This is a genomic window from Uliginosibacterium sp. TH139 (assembly GCF_002855595.1).
Taxonomy (GTDB): domain Bacteria; phylum Pseudomonadota; class Gammaproteobacteria; order Burkholderiales; family Rhodocyclaceae; genus Uliginosibacterium; species Uliginosibacterium aquaticum.
The window spans coordinates 145551-168841 of the sequence record NZ_PKRR01000007.1; the positions used below are offsets into that span (position 1 = coordinate 145551).

The window sequence follows — 23291 nt, forward strand, 5'->3', positions numbered from 1 at the left end:
GCGCCTCACAGAGGCGCGATCTCCTCTTCAAGCACCCCGATCACACAGGGGCGATTACCCGGCGTGTGGCCGCTGAACTCAACCATGTAGACCGGAATGTTGGCCTCTTCGTGATGGCCGATCTGAACGATTTCGCCCTCAGTGCCGAGGCCAACCAGCAGCGCCTCGGCTTCCACTTCGGGGTAGGAACCATCATTGAAAATCTCGACCTGCGCGGTAACACGCTGGCCCCACTGGAATTTCGCTTCACGCAGCTCGAACATGATCGCGGGCTCCTTCTACAGAAAGGTTCTCTTCATCGGCCGCCTCCACGCCGGGGCGCAGATTCTTGAGGCGGGCGATCTTCTCTTCGCCGAGCGCTTCCATGACGTGCTCCGGCAGCTTGTCGATCGACACCAGCTCGCGCCCGCGCATGCCAACGCGATTGCCGGTTTCGATGAACTCGACGGCGTAGATGTAGTACTGCTGCAGGAAATTGCCGATGCTCGTCACGAAGCCAACATCGCCCTTCTTGGCAAGGACTTCACCGATGTCCTTGCCGCAGTAAGTACCGTCATTGCGGATCGTGTAGCGCGTAACCACGCGCTCGCCATAACTGAATTCGGGCGGTGCGGTGAGTTCCACCGTATCGCTGTCGCGGCTGATATCACCCATGGCAGGCTCCTTCGTGAATGCCCAGTTCCTCAAGGCGCGCACAGGCTGCGTGGCGCACCTCTTCTTCGTGATCGAGCGCGAGGCGGCGGGCCAGTGCCACACCGGCGCGCTGCGCCAGCTCCCAGCGCACTTCCCAGGCCGGATCGCCGGCCATGCGCTCCAGGAAACTCTCAGGCAGGCGCTGCACCACCTCGCGCCGGATCGCCAGTTCGCGGTCGTCGCACAGGCGCAGCAGCTCGGGCATTTCGAGGCGCTTGACCGCTTCCAGCCGAACCTCCCATTCGGAGTCCCGCAGCATGCGCGGCAGCAGGGCCTTGGGTAGGCGACGGGCAACGAGCTTGCGCACGTAGTAGTCCTCGTCATCGGCCATGGCCAGGAGCTCGCTGCCTTCCAGGCGCATCGCCACCCGGATGCGGACCTCGCGGTGTGGATCGCGGCGCAGGCGCACCACCTGGTTCAGTGGCAGACGCACCGCCACCGACAGGCGCACGGTCTCATCCTCATCCCCGATCAGGTGCTGCAGGCGGAACACATCGGCATGGCGGCAGGCAATCGCACGCACTTCGAAGTAGGGATGGTCGAGGTAGTCGTTGCCAAGGCCCGGATTCCACTTGAAGAAGCGGTCGATGCGTTTGGCGTAACGATCATGCACGCAAGCGTGGCCACGCTCGCAGCGCGCGGTGGATTCCGCTACCGGGCAGCTTGCGCAATCGAGTTCGCCACCTTCCCAGTCGAGCACCGGGATGTCCGGGTCGTCGGCATGCCATTCGCCATTGATCATCATGCGATCACCTCGCTGCGTTCGTCCTCATCCTCGTAATCGGCATCTTCACGGCCGATACGGGCGATCACGCCAGCTAGCACTTCGTGCCCCACCTTGTTGCGCGGATCGAGCTCGGCGAGCTTGGCGACCATTGCGCGGCCAGCCTCGATCTCGCCCAGACGCAGGGAGAGATAGGCAAGGCCCTTGAGGCTGAAGAGGTAGAAGCGCGGCAAGGCTTCGAGTGCGGTGAAGCGCGGGTCAGGCTGAACCGCGCTCCATTCGCGTGCGACGCCCAGTGCCGCGCTGGCCATGTCCAGCGCCCGCAGGGCAATTGCGCGCGCCTCGGCGATACGGTTGCCGTAGAAGTGGAAGCGGTACAACGCGATCAGGGTGGCCGGGTGCTGCGGTGCCAGTTGATGGGCGCCTTCGAGTAGAGCCTGGGCTTCCGCCACCTGATGGCGAATCATGCCGGCCTGGGCGATCAGGAACTCAGCTTGCGCCGGCAGCCCGGCGCCCAGTACGGCGGCATCCAGCCCGCCGAAATCCAGGTCGTCGCCAGGCAGTTCGTGATTCACCGGGGTGCCGGACATGGTTTCGTCTCCCTGACTCAGCTGCGCCGGATCGAGGCGATGGACACGGTCGCCACCGCCGGTGCCGAGGCGCCATGGCTGTGGCCATGCGCGTGATCGCTCGGGCCGCTGCTGCTGCAGGCGCAGGGCGCCTGGTTCGGGTTGATGAAGCTCAGCCCACTTTTAGTCGGCGTATCCGTGAAGTCGATCGTCACCCCTTCCAGCAGGAGGCGCGAGGCCGAGGTGAAGAACATCTTCACGCCAGCGACTTCGACGATCGAGTCGCCCGCCTGCGGTGCGGCTTCGACGCTGAATTCGGCATTGAAGCCGGAGCAGCCTCCTTCCGTAACATGCAGGCGGAAGCCGGCGCCTTCAGGCTGACCGGAGAAGCGCACCATGCGCGAGATGAACTTGTTTGCTGCAGGGGTGAGCGTGACGTTGGTCATGATTTCCTCAGGCGGTTACCAGTGGCAGGATGCATTCATCAACCGGGCAAACCGCCAGGCACTGCGGGGTGTCGTAATCCCCTTCGCACTCGGTGCATTTATCCGGATCGATGATGAAATAGTTTTTCAGCTCGCTGATGGCTTCGTTGGGGCATTCCGGCTCGCAAGCCGAACAACCGGTACACAACTCGGCGATGATCTTGAGTGACATGGCGATCTCTCCTTTTCGGGGGGCGACGAGGGGGAGGGAAGTTGTGCTGGCTCAGGCTGCGGCGGTATAAGCGCCCTGGCGGATCGAGGCATCGCCTCGCGCCTGGTGCTCGATCTCGCCGCTGGCGATGCGCTTCCTGTAATCGGCGAACCAGGACAAAGCGGCCTTCTCGATGAACTCATCGACGTAGGCATCCACCGGTTCGATACCGGCGCCCTTGAGTTCGTCACGCGGGCAGGCGCCGATCTTGGCCACCAGCACGGCGTGGCAATCGTTGATCGCGCGCACCACCGAGGGCAGTTGCTCGTCCTCACCAAAGCCGCCCTGGCAGTACTGATCGACCCGGCGATGGCCCACGAACAGCGCTTCCGCTGCGGAAACTTCGAAGACCTGGAATTCGGTGACGTGACCGAAGTGCTCATTCACGCGGCCGCCGCCCTTGGTAGCCACCGCCACCAGCACCTTGATGCTGTCATCAACTTCCAGCTCGCCTTGCGAAGCCAGTGCTTCGACCTTGGCGGCGTGCTGGGCCTGGCGTTCGGTTTCGACCTTGTCCTGATAGCTGCGGCGACGATCAAGGTCATATACCACTTCCATCTCCTCGATCTTGTCGAGGGTGAATTCTTCGCTGCGATCCTCGCCAAGCAGGCCGACGGCATCCGCACGGCACTGACGGCAGTGACGCATCAGGTTGGCGCCGCCCATGCAGGCGTCCTGCACTGCCTTGAGTTCCTGGGCGCTCGGGCCACGCTGGCCGTTGAGGCCGAAGTAGGTGCCGTGTTCCGGCTCGGAGATCAGCGGCATGATGTTGTGCAGGAAGGCGCCACGGGCCTTCACTGCCTTGTTCACCTCGATCATGTGCTCGTCATTCACGCCAGGGATCAGCACCGAGTTGATCTTGGTGAGCACGCCGCGTGCGGTGAGCATTTCGAGGCCTTTCATCTGCTGCTCGTGCAGGATGCGGGCGGCCTCGACGCCGGTGACGCGCTTGTGGTCCCAGAAAATCCACGGATAGATCTTGGCGCCGATCTCGGGGTCGACCATGTTGATGGTGATGGTCACGTGATCGATGTTGTATTTGCAGATCTCGTCGACCAGATCAGGCAGGGCCAGGCCGTTGGTGGAGAGGCACAGCTTGATGTCCGGCGCCTGCTCCTGAAGCATGCGGAAGGTTTCAAAGGTTTTCTTCGGGCTGGCCAGCGAATCTCCCGGGCCGGCGATGCCGAGCACCGTCATCTGCGGAATCTCGCTGGCGACGGCCAGCACCTTCTTCACCGCCTGCTCGGGGGTAAGCTTCTGGCTCACCACGCCCGGACGCGACTCGTTGGAACAGTCGTACTTGCGGTTGCAGTAGTTGCACTGGATGTTGCATGCGGGCGCTACCGCCACATGCATGCGGGCGTAATGGTGGTGAGCCTCTTCGGAGTAGCAGGGATGGTTCTTGACCTTGTCCCAGATCTCCTGCGGCATGTCATCCGGGCCGCCGGAGGAGCCGCAGCTGGCTTTGCCTTCACCGCCATGGGTGCCACAACCACCGCCGGTGGCGGGCAGATCTGCGGGAGCCGCCAGGGCATTGCCACTGGACTTCAGGTCGGCGATGTTGATGTAACTGGCGGCAGCTTGCATGGCGGACTCCTTGATCTTCTTGACGCGGGCATTGGGGCGGGTGATTCCCACATAGCTAGTTCCGTGCCACGCCGTTTATTTGCTTTAAATCAAACACTTGAGATGTTTTGTTGGAATTGCGCAGGCGCGACAAAACAGGCAATCGCGACGACAAAGCGAACAGGGCTGACAGGCATGCGTCAGCTTTGGCCGATCTGCGCCGCAGCAGAAATGAGAAGGCCGCCCGAAGGCGGCCTCGCGTATTGCGGCATCTGATTTCAGATCGGCTGGCTGGCAGCTTCCATGCGTTGCAACAAGTCCTCGTTGAGCGCCAGCGCGAATTCGCGCCACAGCGCTGCCAGATCTCGGCGAATCGCTTGTACATAAGCGTGGTTCAGCGTCTGTTCCAGGGGAAAACCGGAGATGGCGCAGGAGCTGGCGTTATGCGTCTGGGCCTGGCTCAGCAGATCGGTCGAGAAGCCCATGAATGGCGCCAACAAGGCGGGCGTGAGACTTGCACGGCCGTTTTCGACGACGGCTTCGGCGAGTTCCAGCGGCAGCGTGTGCAGGTATTCCAGGGCCTGTTTGTAGGTGCCCGCAACCACCTCGGTCAGCACCAGTTGCGTGATGTCTTCACGCTGCTGCCGGATCAATGCCTGCTTGAAACCGAAGACATATTTGTCGATCGACTCCTCGCGCAACAAGGCCACCATGCGCGCAAATTTTTCCAGCCCGAGATGGTTGTCCCGCAGGTCGGCACGCGAGGAGTGACGCAGGGCGGAGGGGGCCGAGAGTTGCTGCCAGATGCGTGCGGCGGCATCCAGCGCTCCTTCGAGATAGCCGGCCGATTGCCCGGCGGTTTCGCTGCCCCCAAAGATCAGTTTGTCGCCCCACTGGGGCGCGGCCAATTCGGCCACGCCATCCTGGGGATGGGCGGCAGGCTCGGCGATATCCAGCGCCGAGCAGGTAAAAGGCTCCTGAGCCCAGTCGCGCATGAACAACTCGCCCTCGGCGGCGGCCGGGCCGAAGAGCTGGGCGAACTGGCTGAAGACCATCAGCTCATGTACCCGGCTGACGGCGATGCGTACCGCTGGGGGCAGGGCCGAGATGCCGCCCAGCGCGGCCGGGCTGCCGTTCTCGCCGCAGGCATCGAAGACTTCGCCCAGCACGGCCTGGGCGTGGGTCACGAAGGCGTTGCCGGCTAGCCCGCTGCTGCGCCAGAACGGCAGCGGATAACGGGCCACGGCCTTGCACTGCGCGGCCATCCAGGTGGGTGTGGCGCGCAGTGTGGTGTGCAGGGTTGAGGCCAACTCAGGTGCGAAAGCGATGCGGGTGCTTGCAAGGCGTGGCGGCAGGGCCAGCACCACATGGCGCGCGGTGATGCGCAGCGCTTCAGTGCCGTTCCAGCACTCCGCCTCGATGTGATCCGGGTACGCCTGCAGCTTCTTCACTTCCAGCCCAAGGCGCACACGCTCGGGGGCCAGGCGCTGGGCCAGGGCCTGGACCAGCGTGCCCATACCGCCGCCAAGGCGCCGTGCCTGGATGTGTACACTGCTCTGTGGCAGCGGCTCGGGGCTGCCGTCCCCCTTGGGAAGATGCAGGATGGTGCCGCTGTCATGCTGTGGGAAGCTGGAGAGCCCCAGCTCGGCAACCAGGCGCGTGATGCGCGGCTGGGTGGCGGGCCAGAACCAGGTCGGGCCGAGATCGGCCGCTGCCGCCGTGGCGGTTTCAGGCACGCTCTCGATACGCCCGCCAAGGCGCTGGCGCGCATCGATCAGCAGATAGTCATGCCCGGCAGACTGCAGTTTTCCGGCCAGACTCAGCCCACAGAGCCCGGCACCGACGACAAGCGTATCCAGCATGATTCTGCTCCCCGTGTGAAGTTCATCAGGCGGCTACTTGCAAGCTTGATGCCATGCCTGTGATTCCGGCTTGGCGTGTAGCGGCGGCGTGCACAGGGTGTTGCCGCGTCACTTTTGTCACTTTCGGCTGAGCGCCCTGGAACATATCTTTCAGACAAGCTGGGCGCGCCCGAACGAAACCCCAGACTCAGCCTGTTTTACTGCAAGGAGGGGCCTTGCGTACGAGTCTTGCTAGGAGAGCTGCGAGCCGCGTTTATCCAACCCCCTGTTTGCCTCCAAGGAGCTGTCATGGATCTCGTCTACAAAACCCGTGTATTCAGCCAGGGTGGCCGCAATGGCCGCGTGCAGAGTGAAGACGGCCTGCTCAAGGTGGATCTGGCCCAACCCGCCGAAATGGGTGGCAAGAAGCCGGGGGCCAACCCCGAGCAGCTGTTTGCTGCGGCCTATGCCGCCTGCTTCGAGAATTCGGTGCGCCACATCATCCGTGCCGACCGCCTGCCGGTGAAGGGCTGCATGGTCGAAGCAGAAGTGTCGCTGTACAAGAATTTCGAAGACGCCTACCGCTTCTCGCTGTCCTTCGCCACCATCCTGCACGGCATTGATCAGGTGACGGCCGATTCGCTGGTCGAGCGGGCGCTGAAGGTCTGCCCCTACACCGATGCCACCAAGAACAACATCACCGTGAAGGCGGTGGCTGTACTTGAAGCCCCCGCAACCGCCTGAGATGCAGGACACACCGCCCGCCGAACTCCCGCCCGACCTGCCGCCACCCAGCGTGGCGGATCTCGTGCGAGCCTATCATCGCCGCACCAAGCATCGCTTCGAGCGTTATGCCGCCGGCCCGGAAACGCTGGATTGGGACGATCAGCCGGCTGCTTTCCGCCATTTCGAGGGCGTCCGGAGCATTCCCTTGCCGCTCGCTGAGCCGACGCAGCAGGGCGCGCTTGGCGAAGCCTTGCGGCGGCCTTTTGCAGCGCCCGTGACGCAGCATGTTCCGTTTGATCTGGCCAGCCTGGGGGCTTGCCTGCATCTGGCGCTGGGCATCACGGCCTGGAAGCGCTATGGCCCGGATCGCTGGGCGGTGCGCGCCAATCCTTCCAGTGGTAACCTGCATCCGGTGGAGGCCTACCTGATCGCCTGCGAGGTGCCGGGCCTCGCCAATGGTCTCTATCACTACGAACCCGAACAGCATGCGCTGGAGTGCCGCGCCCGCCATCTTTCGACTGGCTCCCTGCCACCCGGTCTGCATATTGCGCTGAGCTCGGTGATGTGGCGGGAAGCCTGGAAATACGGTGAGCGCGCCTTCCGCTATTGCCAGCTCGATACCGGCCACGCCATGGCGGCACTGCGCTATGCCTGCGCCGCCATGGGCTGGAGCCTCACCGCACAGCCTCAGCTCGATAATCACCTGCTGGCCAGCGTGCTGGGCCTCGATCGGCTGGCAGACTTTCCCGCCCGCCGTGCGCAAGCGACCGAGCTGGAGGAAGCCGAAGTACTGCTCAGCCTCGGCTTGGATAACTCGCCCGCCCCAGTGCCCACGGCCCGTGCCCTGCGTGCAGCCAGCAGTTCAGCGGTTTGGATGGGAACGGCCAGCAGCATCGATCGCCACCCGATGTATCACTGGCCAGTGATCGCGGAAGTGGCAGCGCTGACCCGCGAAGCCCTGTGCACCACGGCACGCCAGAGCAGCCTGGCCTTGCCACCCGGGCAGGGCGGTGAGCACGAAAATGCGGCCTCAGGGGAGGGTCCGGGCTTTGCCGAAGTGGTGCTTGGGCGGCGCAGCGCGCAGCACTTCGATCCGGCTTTCCGCATGCCACGCACCGCCTTCATGCACCTGATGAGTCGCCTCATGGCGCAACCGGCGGCCCCCTGGGATGTGCTGCCAGCCGTATGGGAAATGCATCTGCTGCTTTTCGTGCACCGGGTTGAAGATTTGCCCTGCGGCGCTTATCTGCTCACCCGGGGGACGGCCGGCAATGCCCTGCAGCAGCGCCTGAACCAGCACTACACCCTGAGTCCCGTCGCAGGCCTGCCGCCCGGCCTTGATCTGCAACTCATCGCAGCCATGGAGGCGCCCGCTTTACAGCGCCTCGCGCGCAGCCTGCATTGCCATCAGGACATCGCCGCCCACGCCAGCTTCGCGCTGGGCATGCTGTGCGAATTCGATCCGGCGCTGGAAGCCAGCCCCGCAAGCTACCGGGAGCTCTTCCGCCAGGCGGGTCTGCTCGGCCAGGTGCTGTATCTCGAAGCAGAGGCCATGGGCCTGCGTGGCACCGGAATCGGCTGCTATTTCGACGATGCGGTGCACGAGATGCTGGGCCTTGAAGACACGCATTACCAATCCCTCTACCACTTCACTGTCGGCAAGCCACGGCTGGACGAGCGCATCGAGACACTCGCCGCCTATACCAACAGGGAAACGGCCGTTTCAACCGCCCCCAACGTCACAGCAGAGCCCATCATGAGCACCACGGAAGAAGCCTCTCCGGAAATGTCCCCCCGATTTCAGCGCATCAGCGCCCAGCGCGCTGCCGAGCTGATCCAGCGCCATCGCCAGGCCAGCCCACCGACCCTGGCACTGTTCGATACACGTGATCGCATGAGCTTCGACGCGGGTCATATTGCCGGCGCCCAGTTTCTCAGTGACGCCAGCTTTGGCCAGATCATGGCCGGCCTGCCGCGCAGCACACCGATCATGCTGTACTGCTTCCGTGGCAATGCCAGCCAGACCTGGGCCGGCATGTTTGCGGACTTCCGCTACACCGAGGTGTATAGCGTCGATGGCGGCCACGATGCGCTGGCGGCGGCGCTGGCGCAGCCCGCAGCGCCCGTACCAGCAGGCCCGCCCGGTGAGCTCAGCGCGTCATTGCGCAATTTCCTCAGTGCCCGAGGTTTCACGCAGGAAAAGCTCAACGAAGCCCGCGAACATGGGCTCACGCCACTGATGCATGCCGCCTGGCGCGGGGAGGTGGCCTTGCTCCGCGAGCTGATCGCGCTGGGTGCCGACGTGCAGTGCCGTAATGCCGATGGCAACACCGCTGTCTGGCTGGCCTGTGTGGCGGCGAGCGAAGAGGCCGTGCGCGCATTGGCCGAAGCCGGCGCACAGCTCGATAGCCGTAACGACACCGGTGCCACCGCGCTGATGTACTGCGCCTCCAGTGCCAAGCCCGCGATGCTGGCGCTGCTGCTCGAGCTTGGCGCCGATCCAATGGTGACGAACTTTGACGATGCGCGTGCCGTGGATCTGTGTGCCAGCCTCGAATGCCTGAATCTGCTGCGCCATACCGCCGATTTGCCCACCTGATACGCAGTACCGCAAGGAGAAGCACCATGAGTGACTTGCTGCAAACCAATCGCGTGATCCTGGCGCATTTCGATTCCTACAGCGCCGCCTTGCTGTTCGCACGCTGGGAGCATGGCCTGCTGGGCCCGGCCGCACTGCCAGCCACGGCAACGCCGGCAGCGGCTCCCGCACAGATCGCGCCTGAGCATCAGGGCGCGGCGGTGCTCCAAGCTGCAATCGTGCATTACGGGCTGAATCCGGCTGAAGTCACCCGCATGGAGGATTTCGATGCCTGGTATCAGAAAGAGGGCCAGCTGATCCGTGTGCATGTGCTGCGCTTTACCGGCTTCGAAGCGCCGGTGGAGCTGATCGCAGAGCAGGGCGGAGTCATGCGCGCCATCAGTGCCCTGCGCGGTGCCGCGATGAGCGAGCTGCTCTTGCTGCGCGAGGTTTTCAATATCCTGGTCGGCGGCGCCCAGCGCGCCACGACCTAATCAGCAAGGGGCTGGACCATGAGCAGAATCGGCATTTTCTTCGGCACCGAAACCGGCACGACGCGCCTGATTGCCAAGAAACTTCACAAACTGCTGGGCGATGAGATCGCCGACAAGCCGCTCAATGTCAATCGGATAGCGCCTGCGCAGATGCTGGCGTACGACTGTTTGCTGCTTGGCACACCCAGCTATGGCGTGGGGCAGATTCCCGGGCGCAGCGCGGGCTGCCTCGAATCGAGCTGGGAGGAGTTTCTCGCCGAGCTGCCGGAGGACCTTAGCCTCGCCGGTAAGCGGATCGCCTTCTTCGCGCTCGGTGCCCAGGAGCGCTATGCCGAGCGTTTCGCGAGTTCGCTGCGACTCGTGCATGACGCATTCAAGAAGCGGGGTGCCGAAATCGTCGGCCAATGGAGCACCGAAGGCTATGTGTTCGAGCATTCGGCTTCAGTGGAAGATGGAAAATTTCTCGGCCTGATTCTTGATCAGCGCACCCAGAGCCAGCTCACCGATACGCGCCTCGCGGCCTGGCTGGAAGAAGTGAGGCCCGTGCTGCTGGAGAAGATTGCGCTTGAGGGGGTGGCGAGCTAGCGCGTATTTTTCCAGCCAAGAGAAGCCAAGGTGCGCTCAAGCCCGCAGTAAGGGCCTTGATGCGCTATCAATTGATGGTTGGATCATCCGTTCTGAAATGACATGCTTACGCTGCTGTTGATATGATTTCAGCGTATTGGTTGCCATGCTCAGTCGGCGGAAATCTGTCGACGGTGGACGCTTAATCTCGTAGCCACAAAGCAGTCGTTCAGCCCATTTAGCCCGGATTCTGGAGAGTGAGGTTTTTGTCGATTCTGTTAATGCTGTTCATATTTACAGCAGGGTCGTGGAAAGTCACTCTGGGAGACCATCTTCGCTGGTCGGTCGTGCCATGTTAGGGAGCACATTCCGATGTTATGCGGCAAAACTGATCCCTATAACACGTTAGGTGCGCAATTTGATTGCCCTTTTCACGATTAGCCCAACAATCGCAGCGTTTGCAATCATGTGGGGCTCTGTTCTATTGGGGAGTCCAGTCGAGTTTGAGCGATTCAGCTGGCTGCTTACAGATGCACAGCTTGTCTTTCTTGTAATTGGAATGGTGGCAACGATATTTGCGCGAAAATCTGGGCGCACCATGTCTGCATGGCGAATTGCCGCTAATAAATACATTGGCTGGGTCATGGCTGCCGCAGGTTTGTTTTATGTGGTTGCATTTGCGTTAGTAGCTCATCATGGGCCCTAACAAGGCAGTCAAAGGGACGCTCCGCTTCGCTGCGCGCCCCTTACTTTTACGATAGCCAAATCAAGGAGGCTCGAATGCAAGCACATAATCCATACGCAACTCCACGTTCCGATGTGGGTGAATCGTCTAGCAATCTGGAGCTTTCTGAGATTGAATCTCTTCCGGTTTCTGAAAATTGGAAAGAGCGATTCAGGGCCATATCGAAGGCTGGCGGCCCAAAGCTTCCACATTTAAAGGGTCTTTCTAAGCAGGACAGAAAGAATGCAATTTCTTTCAACGTGCTTGGGTTCCTTTTTGGTCCGCTCTATTACGTTTCAAAAGGCATGTGGAAAAGGGGGGTGTCCTTGCTTTCCCTGATGGTTATTGTAATTACGGTTGTTGAGTTGATCCTTGATGCGCTCGGATTTGGCGGATTATCAAAGGCTGCCGGGTATGGCGCATGTGCTGTTTTTGCCGTGCGCGCTAACACCGATTACTACAAGAAAATGGTTCTTAGTGACAATGGCTGGTGGTAATGGCTAACCCTTCCGTCGAGAGGGAACCCACAAGCTGCGCTTGTGGGTTCCCTTCGCGGCTTCGCCGCTGCGGCGGCCCCTCACGTCAAACGTTAGGCGAACTCACAAGGAGATAGCAATGGGATTTTACATTGGCAATAAAGTCATTAATACAACACAACGCATGAGCGGGTTTCACATTGGGAACATCGCAATTGCGCCTGCTTCAACACTCACTGTTGATGGATTTATCATTGGGAATATCCATGTTGATTTAAATTCAAAACTTATAGTCAATGGCTTCATGATCGGAAACATTACAGGCCACTTCGAGTTTGTAAAAATCAACGGATTTTTAATTGGCAACAAGCGCTCAAAGCAGAAAAATCTCCAAACAATTTCTATTTCAATTAGGGGTGAGAAGGAAATCCGGTGATGCGAGGCGTCTTGATCGCTGCTTTTCTTATACCAGCCGGCATTTTGTTGGTTCAAAGTTTTGCTTGATCGCTCGCGTCACTTTGCCTGTGATAATTTGAGGGCAGCGTCGTGCGGGCTGTGAGTGCTGCACGTTGTTTCACCGGTGGCTCGTCCAGGCGAGCCGTGATTGTTTCTGAGTGGTTGCCTTCGCTTCGCAGCGTATTCGTTGGGCGTGAAAAGCCGGTTTCTTCACCCATCCGCCTAACAATTCGCTTAAAGGGACGGCCCAAAGCTGCGCTTTGGGTTCCCTCCGCGCTCCGGCCGCCCCTTAGCTCAAACGTTAGATGCTATGCGCAAAATTCCTGATCAGCTCTATTCACAGATTTTTGATCTGAGCTCTCGCATCGTAAATGCTATGGAGTCAGGCGACGTTGGAGATGAAGAATCAGCACAGGGAGAGTTGCACGCTCTTCATCAAATAATGCTTGAAAAAGGAGAAGCAGATCCTTTTGTAGCGGAGACTGTCGCCGACTTCACTGAGTCTCCAAGTGAAGCCATTGCGCTCTACAGATCCGCCTTGGCGCTATGCCCCGGTTTTCCTGAAGAGCCCATACACACAAAGCAGATCAGCTTGGCTGAGCGTCTAATGGAGATTAGCAAAGACAAGGAAGCCAAAATTTTGCTTGTTGAAGCGCTACAGATAGCGAAGCAGCTAGATGATCAAGATGCAGTTACAGAGGCGGAGCAATTGCTTGAGCATCGAAGCATCTAACCCTGCAATCGAGAGGGGCGTCCGCAAGCTGGCGCTTGCGGTCCCCTCCGCCTTTGGCTCCGGCCGCCCCTCATCTCCACGTTAGAGGGAAAAGAAATGATCGTGCCTCCTGGTCAGGTTTTGGATGATGCTCGTGCAGCTGCAAAGGCAGAAAATCACGCCCTCGCACTCGAAAACTATGAGAGATTCTTCGATCGCGCGCTTTTAGATCAAGGTGAGGATCACAATTACTACGGAGTTCGACTTTCCTACTGCCTTCATGAGTGGGCCCGCCTAGGAGAGAAATATCCTGCTGCGCGAGAGCGTCTAGAGGCAAAGGCAGTTGAAGCACTAGCTGCTTTTGAAGCAACTGGGGATAGCGAGAAATTTCATGACTTCCAATCGATCCGCGAAAACTTAGGTCAAGAGGAGTCGGTGCTATCTCAGTTCATTCAGTACCACAAATCGAAACCTGACTTAGCAAGTCAAGCGCTAAGGCTAATGTGGAATCGACTTGTCGAAGCAAAAAGGTGGGACATCTGTTCAGCATACCTCCATGATTTCGAATCAAAGTACGAAAGTGCGCTCTTTAGGTTTGACCAAACGATGCAGATTTGCGTCTCCGATTCCACCTTTGGGGGCAATGAGTTCGCGGAGCAAATCAAAGGCTGGTATGTGCGAGATGTTGGCAACCTTATCGGAGCGTTAAGAAATTCCGGGTGGCATGATGCAGCCAAGAAACTTGAAGCAGAGGCCGCGTCAGACATGCAATCTCGCGGACATCCAGAACTGGCCTCCCGTGTTCTCGAACAAGCAGCCCTCTAACCCTACAGTCGAGTGGGACAGCCAACAAGCTGCGCTTGTGAGTTCCCTTCGCGGCTTCGCGCTACGGCGGTCCCTCACGTCAAACGTTGAACGTCTGCTTTCCGAGAGACTGAGCGCCCAGGTTGGGTCGAAAGCTGCTCAGCGGAGTGGGCAGATACCGTGAGCGCGTTCATCCAGTGAGCCCGGCAGGCGCTCGCGAATGACCCGATTTTGCACTAGGGCAATGAAGCCGCCGTTGCACCGGGTTTGGGATCGTTCGGCGTTTCAGATGAGCTGACAGCCTGCTTCGAGCAGACGCGGGATGGCGTGAATCTCGCAGTCCAGGCCGACTTCGTCGAGCACCTGTTCGGCGGCGACCGGGCTGGCAAAAACGTATTGCCAGATGCTGCCTTCGCCGGCGTGCTCGAACCAGTTGCCCTCGGGCTGCCGGTGGAGCAGGCCCAGCACATAGCCTGCGCCTGCGAGGCGCAGGCCGGCGCGCCCCATGTCGGCCTCGAAGGCGGTGTATTGCCCGCCCTCGAGTTCGGCGATGATTTCCCAGGCGTGTGCTTCGTCGGTGAGCTGCTGGTAATCCTGCACCGGATCACTGGCTGCGCGGCCGAGCGTTTCGCCACGCCCGGCGAGGCAGGCCTGCATCAGTGCCGCCAGGGAGGCCGCTGCCTGCGCCTGAAGGCCGTCGATGGCCTGTACACAATTGTCATCCTGGTCAAAAGCGTAGAGATGCACGCCGGTGGCGTTTTCGATGGCCTGTACGGTGGCGATGCTGGGCATGGTGCGGCTCCTGTGAGAGGTGCCTTCTTCTAGCAAGATCCGAACCGCATCAGGCTGGAGCACTGGCGGCTCAGAAGGTCCACACCAGACAGCGATTGTTGGCCGGCATGGCCCGATCTTCAATGAGCGTGAGACCCTGTGCCTCCGCCAGGGCGCAAACGGCTTCGAAATCACGGATGCCCCGATGCGCACCGCCAGCCTTGAGCCACTGGTCGAACTCGGCATTGCTGGGGCTGCTGTACTGCCCGCCGTAGTTGAACGGGCCGTAGATCACGAGGCGAGCAGGGCGCCCCAGCGCGTCCGGCAGGCGGGCGAAGAACTGCTCCACTTCATGCCAGGCCATGATGTGGAGCGTGTTGGATGAAAACACTGCGTCATAGCCGCTCGCCGGCCAGGGTTCGCTCACGTCCAGTTGTAGCGGTGGCAAAGTGTTAGGCAGAGCGGCACTGGCCAGCCAGGCTTCGATGCCGGGCAGGGCTTCGGTTCGTTCGCTGCATTGCCAAGCCAGATGCGGCAGGGCGGCGGCGAAGTGGATGGCATGCTGGCCGGTGCCACTGCCAATCTCGAGTACCTTGCGGCACCCGGCGAAGTGTTCGCGCAGCACCTCAAGAATGGGCTCGCGGTTGCGGGCGACCGAGGGCGCGTCGGGTCTGGACTGATTCATCTTCGGATGTGAAAAGGGGCGGGTCGCCATTGTCGCTGCGGGTGATCGCGTACAGAAGCATGTCGCGTGGCCGACTCGAAATATTGGGGTGCAGGGTGTGGCATGCGAGGCGCCCTTCTTGGCGCAGGCTGGCTTTCTCGAGCATGCGCGCCGAGGCAAGATTATCCACATCACACAGCGCCTCGATGCGTTGCAAGGAGGGCTGAGTGAAGGCCGTGGCGAGCAGGGCGCGCAAGGCTTCGCTCATCAGGCCGCGGCCCCAGTGAGTGGGGGTGAGCATGCAGCCCAGACGCAGCAGGTGGGGCTCGATTCGGGCGAGCTGGAGCAGACCGATGACGGAGCCATCTTCTTCGATGAGCCAGGTCCAGCCGGCCCCACGATCCCAGCGCAGCAGATCGAGGCTGATCTGCTGGCGGGTTTGGCGTAGCTCGGCGTGTGGCGCCCAGCCCAGGTAGCGGGTGACCTGTGCTTCGCCTGAGAGGCGCGCGAAGACGGCTTCTGCGTCGGACGGCAGGGGTTTGCGTAGCAGCAGGCGCGGCGTACGCAGTTCGGCTGGTGGCCAGTTCATCCTGAAACCGAGCCTGCCTGACGTGCCCGGCTTGCCTGCAGCCGCTCAGAAGCGCGGCACGTTGATGTCGTATTTCTTCAGCGCGTAGCCCATCTGGCGGCCGGTGATGTTCAGCAGGCGCGCGGCCTTGGCGCGCACGCCGCGGGCTTGCTCCATGGCCCAGATCAGGCGCTCGCGCTCGCCCTCGGGCTTGCCGTCGCCGACGGCCGGCTCGGCGGGCCGTGCGCCTGCCTGGCCGGGCGCTTGCGGTGCTTCGTAGCTGATCATCTCGGTTTCCGCCGGGGCGACAGCGTCATCCTTCTTCACGAAGTGCAGGACCTGCGTCAGGCAGCGGTTGTGGGTGCAGGGGAAATCCTGCATGTCGACCCTATCGTTGCGGGTCATGGTGGCCACGCGCTCGATACAGTTTTCGAGCTCGCGCACATTGCCCGGCCAGTAACAGTGCTGCAGCACGGATTGCGCCGAGTCCGTGAGCGCGATGTGGCGATCATTCTCGGCATTGAAGCGTTGAATGAAGTGACTGGCCAGCGCAGGAATGTCGTTCGGGCGCTCACGCAGGGCCGGCAGGAAGATGCTGATCACGTTGATGCGGAAATACAGGTCGGAGCGGAAGGTGCCGGCGCTGACCATTTTTTCCAGGTTGCGGTTGGTGGCGCAGATCAGGCGCACATCGACCTTGATCGGTTTGCTGCCGCCCACCCGCTCGAACTCGCGCTCCTGCAGCACACGCAGCAGCTTGGTCTGGAACGCTGCGGAGATGTCGCCGATCTCGTCCATGAACAGGGTGCCGCCATCGGCCATCTCGAAGCGCCCCTTGCGCACGCCGGCGGCACCGGTGAACGCGCCTTTCTCATGGCCGAAGAGTTCGGATTCGAGCAGGGTTTCGGAGAGCGCCGCGCAGTTGACCTTGATGAAGGGCTGATCCTTGCGGGGGGAGAGCTCGTGGATCGCGCGGGCGATCACTTCCTTGCCGGTGCCGCTCTCGCCGCGCAGTAGCACGGTGGAGCGTGAAGGTGCAACCAGGTGGGCTTCGGCAAAAACCTGCTGCATGCGATCGGAAGCGCCCACTACATTGTCGAGCGTGAAGCCGGCAGGGCGGGCGTCTCGCTCCTGCTCGGTTTTCAGCACCAGGCGCTCGCGCTCTTCGGTGACGATGCGGCGCAGGGCGACGGCCTGACCAACCAGATTGGCCACCATGCTGAGCAGGCGCACATCGCGGCCGAAACCGCCGTTACCGTCTTCGTCTTTGCGGTCGATCGTGAGCACGCCGATCACATTGGTGGTGGCGCGGATCGGCACGCCAATGAAGGCTGTCGGCACCACATCGGTTTCGCTGAGCGATTGGGTGCGGTTCAGGAACAGGGGCTCCTGTGAAATATCCGGGATCACATTGGGCGAGCCAAGCGAGTAGATCCGCCCGATGACTCCTTCGCCGGGGCGATAGCGCGCAGCCTGCGCCTCGGCCACAGTGAGGCCGACCGAGACCGCCAGCTCCAGATCTTCGGCCTCGTCATCCTTGAGCAGCACCATGCTGCGGCGAAACCCGAGCAGGGACTGGAGCACGTTGAGGGATTCACGCAAGGTCCGGCTGACATCCAGGGATGAACTGAGGATCTTGCTGATCTCGTAGATGGTGACCAGCTCGAGCGAGGCTCGTTTGTCCACCAGGTTTCCTGTCGTCGCAATCATGGGGGCGATCCTCTGCTAGGCGAGACAGCTGGGGGCTGGCGCTGTCTCTTTTCCGGTGCAGGTCTGGAAGAAAACGTGCCTGGATCCGGTGACTGATCTCTAGCAAATGATGTGCCGAAAGGGCTGGAAAATGACCTTATAAACCCTAAGGCCTTGTGTGACGGGCTTCACGCCGGATACACGCGTTTCGCGTCAGCGGCGCAGCCGGGCAGGGCTATGCATCAGAGCGGGGCAACACGCACCGGGATGGTCCTCGTCCTCTGTTCTTGAACAGGCCAAACGCTTGTCTGGTAACCCAAAAGTGACATTGTGGACACAACAATCCGGCACGGACTCAACAGACCGTCGGCTTACATGCCCGAAGGCCGCCTCACGGGGGGCAAGCATGGTCTGGCACAAGGCTTGCGCTGAGGCAGGCAGAATCAGATGGAGAACATCATGGCTTCCCAGCAAGTTCGCATTCTGGCCATTCGCGGCAACACCCTCTTGGTGGAGAGCAGCGCGGCTTCGGCCTGCGGCAGTTGCCATAGCAAGCAGCAGTGCGGGCAGGACGCCGGCACGCCGCATGAAATCCGGGTGGCTCCGGAGCAGATGGCTTCGCTGAGAGTGCTGGACACGATCAGCGTGAGCCTGCCTTCTGGCCAGTTGCTGCGCATGGCTATGAGCGCTTATCTGCCATCGCTGGCGGGTTTGCTGGCGGGACTTTTGATTGGCAGTGCCAGCGGCAGTGATGGCCTGACTGCGCTGAGCGGAGCGATCGGGTTCTGTACAGGCCTGGGCCTGACCCGCCTGCTCGGGCACAAGGCACGCACCGTTCTCCACGAGGTGCGAGCGGTGCAAGGCGCTGCGCGCACTGGCTGTGCAGGTTGAGGGGATTGTCTTCCCAGAGTCAGGCCTGAAAGGGGGATGGGGCCTGTGCGGCTGAATCTGCAGCCCGGGGGCTCAGTCTGTGTACATGAATTCTGTAGGGCCAGCGTCAGCCGGCCGGGGCCAAAAGCTCACGGGCACCCATGCGGCCCGAGCTGCAGCTGCCCGAGCCGACTCCGTAAGCTTCACTCGCGGGCGTGATTGCGCGTATGCACTGGCAATTCCACGGTGAGATCGCTGTCGCCCAGCTTTACGCAACAGGCCAGACGCGAGCTCGCTTCCAGCCCCCAGGCGTCGTCAAGCTGGTCCTCTTCTTCATCACTCGGGGCAGCAATGCTGGCACCCCCAGCGCGCACATACACATGGCAGGTGGCGCAGGCGGCGACTTTCTCGCAGGCATGCTCGATTTCGATACCGGCGCCGAGCAAGGCATCACACAGGCTGCTGCCATGACGGGCTTCGATACGGGCGCCCGTCGGGCACAGTTCCGGATGTGGCAGCAGGGTGATGGTGCTCATGCGGATAGCTCCGTCAGCAAGGTGCCGGCGAGTGCGCTGCGGATGCTGGCATCCATGCGTCGCTCGGCAAAGGTGGTCGAGGCTGTGTTGAGGCCTTCGGTGACGCGCTTGAGGGCGGCCGTATCGTTTTCGCTCTCGAGCGCTTCGGCCAGTGCGTACAGCGCTTGCTGCACCCTGGCGTACTCGTCGTGACTGAGCAGGGCGTGGCCGTTTTCGGCCAGCGCCGCCTCGGTGGCGTCGAGCAGGCGGCGTGCATCCACCTGGGCTTCGCGCAGCATGCGGGTGGCCATGTCGGTATCGGCCTTGCCGAAGGCGTCCATCAACATGCCGGCCACCTGTTCATCGCTGAGGCCGTAAGAGGGCTTGACCTGGATCTGCGCCTCGACGCCGGAGATCATCTCGCGCGCTGCCACCGACAGCAGGCCATCCGCGTCGATCTGGAAGGTGACGCGGATGCGTGCTGCGCCCGCCACCATGGGCGGTATGCCGCGCAGATCGAAGCGCGCCAGCGAGCGGCAGTCCGCAACTAGCTCGCGCTCGCCCTGCAGCACATGAATGGCCATGGCGGTCTGGCCATCCTTGAAGGTGGTGAATTCCTGTGCGCGCGCCGTGGGGATGGTGGAATTGCGCGGAATGATCTTCTCGACCAGCCCGCCCATGGTCTCCAGGCCCAGCGACAGCGGGCACACGTCGAGCAGCAGCCAGTCATCTCCGGTGCCGCGATTGCCGGCGAGAATATTGGCCTGCACGGCAGCGCCAAGGGCCACCACTTCGTCCGGATTGAGATTATTAAGCGGCGCGCGGCCGAACAGCTTCGCCACGGCTTCCTGCACCTGCGGCATGCGCGTGGAGCCTCCCACCATCACCACGCCATCAACGTCTTCGGCCCTCACGCCTGCATCGCGCAGGGCCTTGCGCACCGGCGCGAGACTGCGTCCGATCAGATCGCGGGTCATGCTTTCAAACTGCGCTCTGGCGAGCTCCAGCGAGAAGGCGCGGCCATCGGCCAACTCGCCACGAATGACGGTGCTGGCAGCATTCGAAAGCGACTCCTTGGCGCGCCGTGCCAGCGCCATCAGCAGCCGGGTATCCTGCGGGGTCTGTGTCTCCAGACCGATTTCGGCGCGCATCCAGTCAGCGATGCGATGATCGAAATCGTCGCCACCGAGGGCAGCGTCGCCCGAGGTGGCGAGCACTTCAAACACGCCGCGGGTGAGTTTGAGAATGGAGATATCGAAGGTGCCGCCGCCCAGATCGTAGATCGCGAACGTGCCTTCGGATGCGTTGTCCAGCCCATAGGCAATCGCCGCAGCAGTAGGCTCGTTGAGCAGACGTAATACGTTCAGGCCGGCGAGCTTCGCTGCATCCTTGGTGGCCTGACGCTGGGCATCATCGAAATAGGCGGGCACCGTGATCACCGCCCCGACCAGTTCGCCCCCCAGCGAGGCCTCGGCACGGCTGCGCAGGGCTCTCAATATCTCGGCTGAGACTTCGACCGGGCTCTTGGCCCCGGCACGCGTATTCAGACTCAGCATGCCCGGCGTGTCCAGCAGCTCGTAGGGTGTGCTGCCGGAGGCTGTGAGGTCTGCCAGCTGGCGGCCCATGAAGCGCTTCACCGAAACGATGGTATTGCGCGGATCGGTCACCTGTTCGGCCTGGGCCGCATAGCCCACTGTGATGCCACCGGCCTCCTCGCCGTAGCGCACCACCGAGGGCAGGAGCATCTTGCCGGCCTCGTCAGGCATGACCGTAGTCACCCCACTGATCACGCTGGCAACCAGCGAATTGGTCGTACCAAGATCAATGCCTACAGCCAGACGATGCTGGTGCGGGGCAGCGCTCAGGCCGGGTTCGGCAATTTGCAGCAAGGCCATGATTCATCTCCATCGAGGCGCCTTTGGCGCGACGCTTCCAGCGCTACCGTCATGCCTGCATACGTGGGCATGACGGCGGCTTTCACTCAAACCGCGAAACTCTCACCGCAGCCGCAGGCCGCCTTGGCGTTCGGGTTGTTGAACTTGAAGCCTTCGTTGAGTCCTTCGCGTACGAAGTCCAGCTCGGTGCCATCAAGGAAGACGTGGCTCTTCGGATCGATCACGATGGTCACGCCATTGCTCTCGAAGAGCTGGTCTTCCGCTTCGGGCTGATCCACAAACTCCAGGGAATAGGCGAGGCCCGAGCAACCGCTGGTCTTGACGGCCAGACGCAGGCCGATGCCGCCACCACGTTTGGCGAGGCTCTTCTGCACATGGCGGGCGGCTTTTTCGCTGACGGTGATCATGGTCTTGTCCTCACTACACAGATGAAGTTGCACAAAAAATGAAACGCAGTGTTCTGGCCGCACGGGGCGAAGCGCTGCCACCACAAGGCCAGAAGCGTTCTCGCCGCGGCCTCAAACCGAGAAGGAGCTTCCGCAGCCACAGGTGGAGGTGGCGTTCGGATTGCGGATGATGAAGCGCGAGCCTTCAAGACTGTCCTCATAGTCGATCTCGGCGCCCATCAGGTATTGCATGCTGATGCCGTCGATGACCAGCTTCACGCCCCCCTTTTCGATGGCCAGATCGTCTTCCTTGTCTTCTTCCTCGAAGGCGAAGCCGTATTGGAAACCCGAGCAGCCGCCACCATTCACATACACGCGCAGCTTGAGCGCGGGATTGCCTTCATCGGCAATCAGCTCGGCCACCTTGGCCGCGGCCGCGTCGGAGAAGAAAACAGGGGAGGGGATTTCAGTTGGTGCATTCATGATGAGTCCTTTCAGGCGGCGGCTTTTTCGACGACGACGGCCGGGCAGGCGCCGCTTTCGGTTTCTTCAACAACGCCTTGCTTGGCGCGGTAGTCAGCCACGGCGGCTTTGATGGCATCCTCGGCGAGGATTGAGCAGTGGATCTTCACCGGCGGCAGGGCCAGTTCTTCGGCGATCGCGGTGTTCTTGATTTCGAGCGCTTCAGCCAGGCTCTTGCCCTTCACCCATTCGGTGACCAGCGAAGAGGAGGCGATGGCCGAGCCACAGCCATAAGTCTTGAACTTGGCGTCCTCGATAATGCCTTCAGCATTGACCTTGATCTGCAGCTTCATCACATCGCCGCAGGCCGGTGCGCCGACCATGCCAGTGCCGACGTCGTCATCGCCGGCCGACATCGAGCCGACGTTCCGAGGGTTGTCGTAGTGGTCCAGAACCTTGTCGCTGTATGCCATGGTGATTCTCCGTTGTGTGGGTTGGGGGCTGTCGTGGGGGCTTCAGCCTGGGGTTTGTTCCGTTTGCGGGCTCAGTGAGCGGCCCACTGCACGGTGGAGAGATCGATGCCGTCGCGGTGCATGTCCCACAAGGGGGAGAGCTCGCGCAGCTTGCTGACCGAGGCGCTGATCTTCTCGATCACCGCATCGATCTCGTCCTGGGTGGTGAAGCGGCCGATCGAGAAGCGGATCGAGCTGTGTGCCAGTTCGTCCGAGCGGCCCAGTGCGCGCAGCACGTAGGAGGGCTCAAGGCTGGCCGAGGTGCAGGCCGAGCCTGAGGAGACGGCGACATCCTTGATGCCCATCAGCAGCGACTCGCCTTCGACGAAATTGAAGGACAGGTTCAGGTTGTGTGGCACGCGCTGATCCATGTCGCCATTCACGAACACCTGGTCGAGTTTCATCAGGCCTTGCATCAGTCGATCGCGCAGCCAGCGGGCGCGTTCGTTGTCCGCCCCCATATTCTCGCGGGCGATCCAGTAGGCCTCCCCCATGCCGACGATCTGGTGGGTGGGCAGGGTGCCCGAGCGCATGCCGCGCTCGTGGCCGCCGCCATGGATCAGTGCGTCGATCCGCACGCGCGGCTTGCGGCTGACATACAGAGCGCCGATGCCTTTGGGGCCGTAAGTCTTGTGCGCCGAGAGCGACATCATGTCTACCGGCAGGCTGGCCAGATCGATGGCCACCTTGCCAGTGGCCTGGGCGGCATCCACATGGAAGATCACCCCTTTCTCGCGACACAGCGTGCCGAGCCGGGCGATATCCTGGATCACGCCAATCTCGTTATTCACCAGCATCACCGAAGCGAGAATGGTGTCCGGGCGGATCGCGGCAGCAAACACGTCGAAATCGATCAGGCCGTTTTCCTGCACATCCAGCCAGGTGATCTCGAAGCCATCGCGCTCCAGTTCGCGACAGGTATCGAGCACCGATTTGTGTTCGGTCTTCACCGTGATCAGATGCTTGCCGCGCGCGGAGTGAAAGCGCGCAGCTCCCTTGATCGCAAGGTTGTTGGATTCGGTGGCGCCGGAGGTCCACACAATCTCGCGCGGGTCTGCCCCGATCAGCGAGGCCACCTGCTCACGGGCAATCTCCACCGCTTCCTCTGCCGCCCAGCCATAGGCATGCGAGCGGCTGGCCGGATTGCCGAAATTTTCGGAGAGCCAGGGAATCATTTTTGCAAGCACTCGCGGATCGACCGGCGTGGTCGCGGAGTAATCCAGATATATGGGGCGGGGCATCATGCTGCTTCTCCTGCGTCTGGCTTGTGGGGGCTTGCAGGAGCTACAGCAAATATCGAACCAGTTTTTGAATGCCCCGCCAGATCGGCGTTTGC

28 protein-coding genes are annotated in these 23291 nt (G+C 61.6%); 10 read left to right on the forward strand and 18 right to left on the reverse strand.

What is annotated here, in order from left to right; all coding sequences use genetic code 11:
• Positions 1-5 precede the first annotated feature (5 nt).
• The 8 genes from C0V76_RS15630 to C0V76_RS15665 form a co-directional block, all read right to left on the reverse strand.
• Positions 6-263, reverse strand: a complete 258-nt coding sequence (locus C0V76_RS15630; protein ID WP_101943602.1) for a nitrogen fixation protein NifZ — start codon at positions 261-263, stop codon at positions 6-8.
• Positions 247-654: a nitrogen fixation protein NifZ gene (locus tag C0V76_RS15635; RefSeq protein ID WP_101943604.1), complete on the reverse strand. Its 408-nt coding sequence runs from the start codon at positions 652-654 to the stop codon at positions 247-249. The genes C0V76_RS15630 and C0V76_RS15635 overlap by 17 nt, the downstream gene beginning before the upstream one ends.
• Entirely contained in the window at positions 647-1438 is a 792-nt protein-coding gene (locus C0V76_RS15640; protein WP_216821768.1) for a 4Fe4S-binding leucine-rich repeat protein, read from the reverse strand. The genes C0V76_RS15635 and C0V76_RS15640 overlap by 8 nt, the downstream gene beginning before the upstream one ends.
• Positions 1435-2007: a tetratricopeptide repeat protein gene (locus tag C0V76_RS15645; protein WP_101943605.1), complete on the reverse strand. Its 573-nt coding sequence runs from the start codon at positions 2005-2007 to the stop codon at positions 1435-1437. The genes C0V76_RS15640 and C0V76_RS15645 overlap by 4 nt, the downstream gene beginning before the upstream one ends.
• Before the next feature lie 17 nt (positions 2008-2024).
• Positions 2025-2432, reverse strand: a complete 408-nt coding sequence (locus C0V76_RS15650; RefSeq protein ID WP_101943606.1) for an iron-sulfur cluster assembly accessory protein — start codon at positions 2430-2432, stop codon at positions 2025-2027.
• Between the two features lie 7 nt (positions 2433-2439).
• Positions 2440-2643, reverse strand: a complete 204-nt coding sequence (locus tag C0V76_RS15655) for a 4Fe-4S binding protein (RefSeq protein ID WP_101943608.1) — start codon at positions 2641-2643, stop codon at positions 2440-2442.
• Between the two features lie 51 nt (positions 2644-2694).
• A complete protein-coding gene (nifB, locus tag C0V76_RS15660) occupies positions 2695-4320 on the reverse strand; it encodes a nitrogenase cofactor biosynthesis protein NifB (RefSeq protein ID WP_254048267.1) in 1626 nt (541 codons plus the stop codon).
• Between the two features lie 206 nt (positions 4321-4526).
• A complete protein-coding gene (locus C0V76_RS15665) occupies positions 4527-6110 on the reverse strand; it encodes an FAD-dependent oxidoreductase (RefSeq protein ID WP_101943610.1) in 1584 nt (527 codons plus the stop codon).
• 288 nt (positions 6111-6398) lie between these two features.
• Here C0V76_RS15665 and C0V76_RS15670 point away from each other — a divergent pair, with 288 nt between their 5' ends.
• From C0V76_RS15670 to C0V76_RS15705, 9 genes are all read left to right on the forward strand, one after another.
• Positions 6399-6833, forward strand: coding sequence for an Ohr family peroxiredoxin (locus tag C0V76_RS15670; RefSeq protein ID WP_101943611.1), 435 nt, complete (start codon positions 6399-6401; stop codon positions 6831-6833).
• Positions 6811-9414 carry a SagB family peptide dehydrogenase gene (locus C0V76_RS20135; protein WP_143707443.1) on the forward strand — a complete coding sequence of 868 codons (2604 nt, stop codon included), beginning with the start codon at positions 6811-6813 and terminating at the stop codon, positions 9412-9414. The genes C0V76_RS15670 and C0V76_RS20135 overlap by 23 nt, the downstream gene beginning before the upstream one ends.
• Positions 9415-9440: 26 nt before the next feature.
• On the forward strand, positions 9441-9887 hold the full coding sequence (locus tag C0V76_RS15680; protein WP_101943615.1) for a hypothetical protein: 447 nt from the start codon (positions 9441-9443) through the stop codon (positions 9885-9887).
• An 18-nt stretch (positions 9888-9905) separates the two neighbouring features.
• A complete protein-coding gene (locus C0V76_RS15685; RefSeq protein WP_101943616.1) occupies positions 9906-10472 on the forward strand; it encodes a flavodoxin in 567 nt (188 codons plus the stop codon).
• A 397-nt stretch (positions 10473-10869) separates the two neighbouring features.
• Positions 10870-11157, forward strand: coding sequence for a hypothetical protein (locus C0V76_RS19695; protein ID WP_143707444.1), 288 nt, complete (start codon positions 10870-10872; stop codon positions 11155-11157).
• A gap of 74 nt (positions 11158-11231) precedes the next feature.
• Positions 11232-11672, forward strand: a complete 441-nt coding sequence (locus C0V76_RS15690) for a DUF2628 domain-containing protein (RefSeq protein ID WP_101943618.1) — start codon at positions 11232-11234, stop codon at positions 11670-11672.
• Between the two features lie 118 nt (positions 11673-11790).
• Complete coding sequence (locus C0V76_RS15695) at positions 11791-12087, forward strand: hypothetical protein (RefSeq protein WP_101943620.1); 297 nt, start codon at positions 11791-11793, stop codon at positions 12085-12087.
• 330 nt (positions 12088-12417) lie between these two features.
• Positions 12418-12840 carry a tetratricopeptide repeat protein gene (locus C0V76_RS15700; RefSeq protein WP_101943622.1) on the forward strand — a complete coding sequence of 141 codons (423 nt, stop codon included), beginning with the start codon at positions 12418-12420 and terminating at the stop codon, positions 12838-12840.
• Positions 12841-12936: 96 nt separating this feature from the next.
• Complete coding sequence (locus C0V76_RS15705; protein ID WP_101943624.1) at positions 12937-13644, forward strand: hypothetical protein; 708 nt, start codon at positions 12937-12939, stop codon at positions 13642-13644.
• 264 nt (positions 13645-13908) lie between these two features.
• Here the strand turns inward: C0V76_RS15705 and C0V76_RS15710 are convergent, their stop codons facing one another.
• From C0V76_RS15710 to nifA, 4 genes are all read right to left on the reverse strand, one after another.
• On the reverse strand, positions 13909-14415 hold the full coding sequence (locus tag C0V76_RS15710) for a hypothetical protein (RefSeq protein ID WP_101943625.1): 507 nt from the start codon (positions 14413-14415) through the stop codon (positions 13909-13911).
• 70 nt (positions 14416-14485) lie between these two features.
• Positions 14486-15079 carry a DUF938 domain-containing protein gene (locus tag C0V76_RS15715; protein WP_101943626.1) on the reverse strand — a complete coding sequence of 198 codons (594 nt, stop codon included), beginning with the start codon at positions 15077-15079 and terminating at the stop codon, positions 14486-14488.
• Positions 15021-15647 (reverse strand): GNAT family N-acetyltransferase, encoded by a 627-nt coding sequence (locus C0V76_RS15720; RefSeq protein WP_101943628.1) that lies wholly within the window; start codon positions 15645-15647, stop codon positions 15021-15023. Before C0V76_RS15720 ends, C0V76_RS15715 begins: the two co-directional genes overlap by 59 nt.
• A 45-nt stretch (positions 15648-15692) precedes the next feature.
• On the reverse strand, positions 15693-17336 hold the full coding sequence (gene nifA / locus C0V76_RS15725; protein WP_170021382.1) for a nif-specific transcriptional activator NifA: 1644 nt from the start codon (positions 17334-17336) through the stop codon (positions 15693-15695).
• A gap of 438 nt (positions 17337-17774) precedes the next feature.
• Between nifA and C0V76_RS15730 the strand changes: the two genes are divergently transcribed.
• Positions 17775-18206, forward strand: a complete 432-nt coding sequence (locus C0V76_RS15730) for a SoxR reducing system RseC family protein (protein ID WP_158239256.1) — start codon at positions 17775-17777, stop codon at positions 18204-18206.
• 182 nt (positions 18207-18388) lie between these two features.
• Here the strand turns inward: C0V76_RS15730 and fdx are convergent, their stop codons facing one another.
• From fdx to C0V76_RS15760, 6 genes are all read right to left on the reverse strand, one after another.
• Positions 18389-18721, reverse strand: coding sequence for an ISC system 2Fe-2S type ferredoxin (fdx, locus tag C0V76_RS15735; protein ID WP_101943632.1), 333 nt, complete (start codon positions 18719-18721; stop codon positions 18389-18391).
• Positions 18718-20595 carry a Fe-S protein assembly chaperone HscA gene (gene hscA, locus C0V76_RS15740; RefSeq protein ID WP_101943634.1) on the reverse strand — a complete coding sequence of 626 codons (1878 nt, stop codon included), beginning with the start codon at positions 20593-20595 and terminating at the stop codon, positions 18718-18720. The genes fdx and hscA overlap by 4 nt, the downstream gene beginning before the upstream one ends.
• Positions 20596-20681: 86 nt before the next feature.
• A complete protein-coding gene (iscA, locus tag C0V76_RS15745; protein ID WP_101943635.1) occupies positions 20682-21002 on the reverse strand; it encodes an iron-sulfur cluster assembly protein IscA in 321 nt (106 codons plus the stop codon).
• A 111-nt stretch (positions 21003-21113) separates the two neighbouring features.
• Positions 21114-21464 (reverse strand): iron-sulfur cluster insertion protein ErpA, encoded by a 351-nt coding sequence (gene erpA / locus C0V76_RS15750; RefSeq protein ID WP_101943637.1) that lies wholly within the window; start codon positions 21462-21464, stop codon positions 21114-21116.
• An 11-nt stretch (positions 21465-21475) separates the two neighbouring features.
• Entirely contained in the window at positions 21476-21916 is a 441-nt protein-coding gene (gene iscU / locus C0V76_RS15755; protein ID WP_101943638.1) for a Fe-S cluster assembly scaffold IscU, read from the reverse strand.
• Positions 21917-21987: 71 nt separating this feature from the next.
• The gene (locus C0V76_RS15760; protein ID WP_170021976.1) at positions 21988-23196 is read right to left on the reverse strand and encodes an IscS subfamily cysteine desulfurase; all 1209 of its coding nucleotides are present in this window, start codon (positions 23194-23196) and stop codon (positions 21988-21990) included.
• Positions 23197-23291 lie beyond the last annotated feature (95 nt).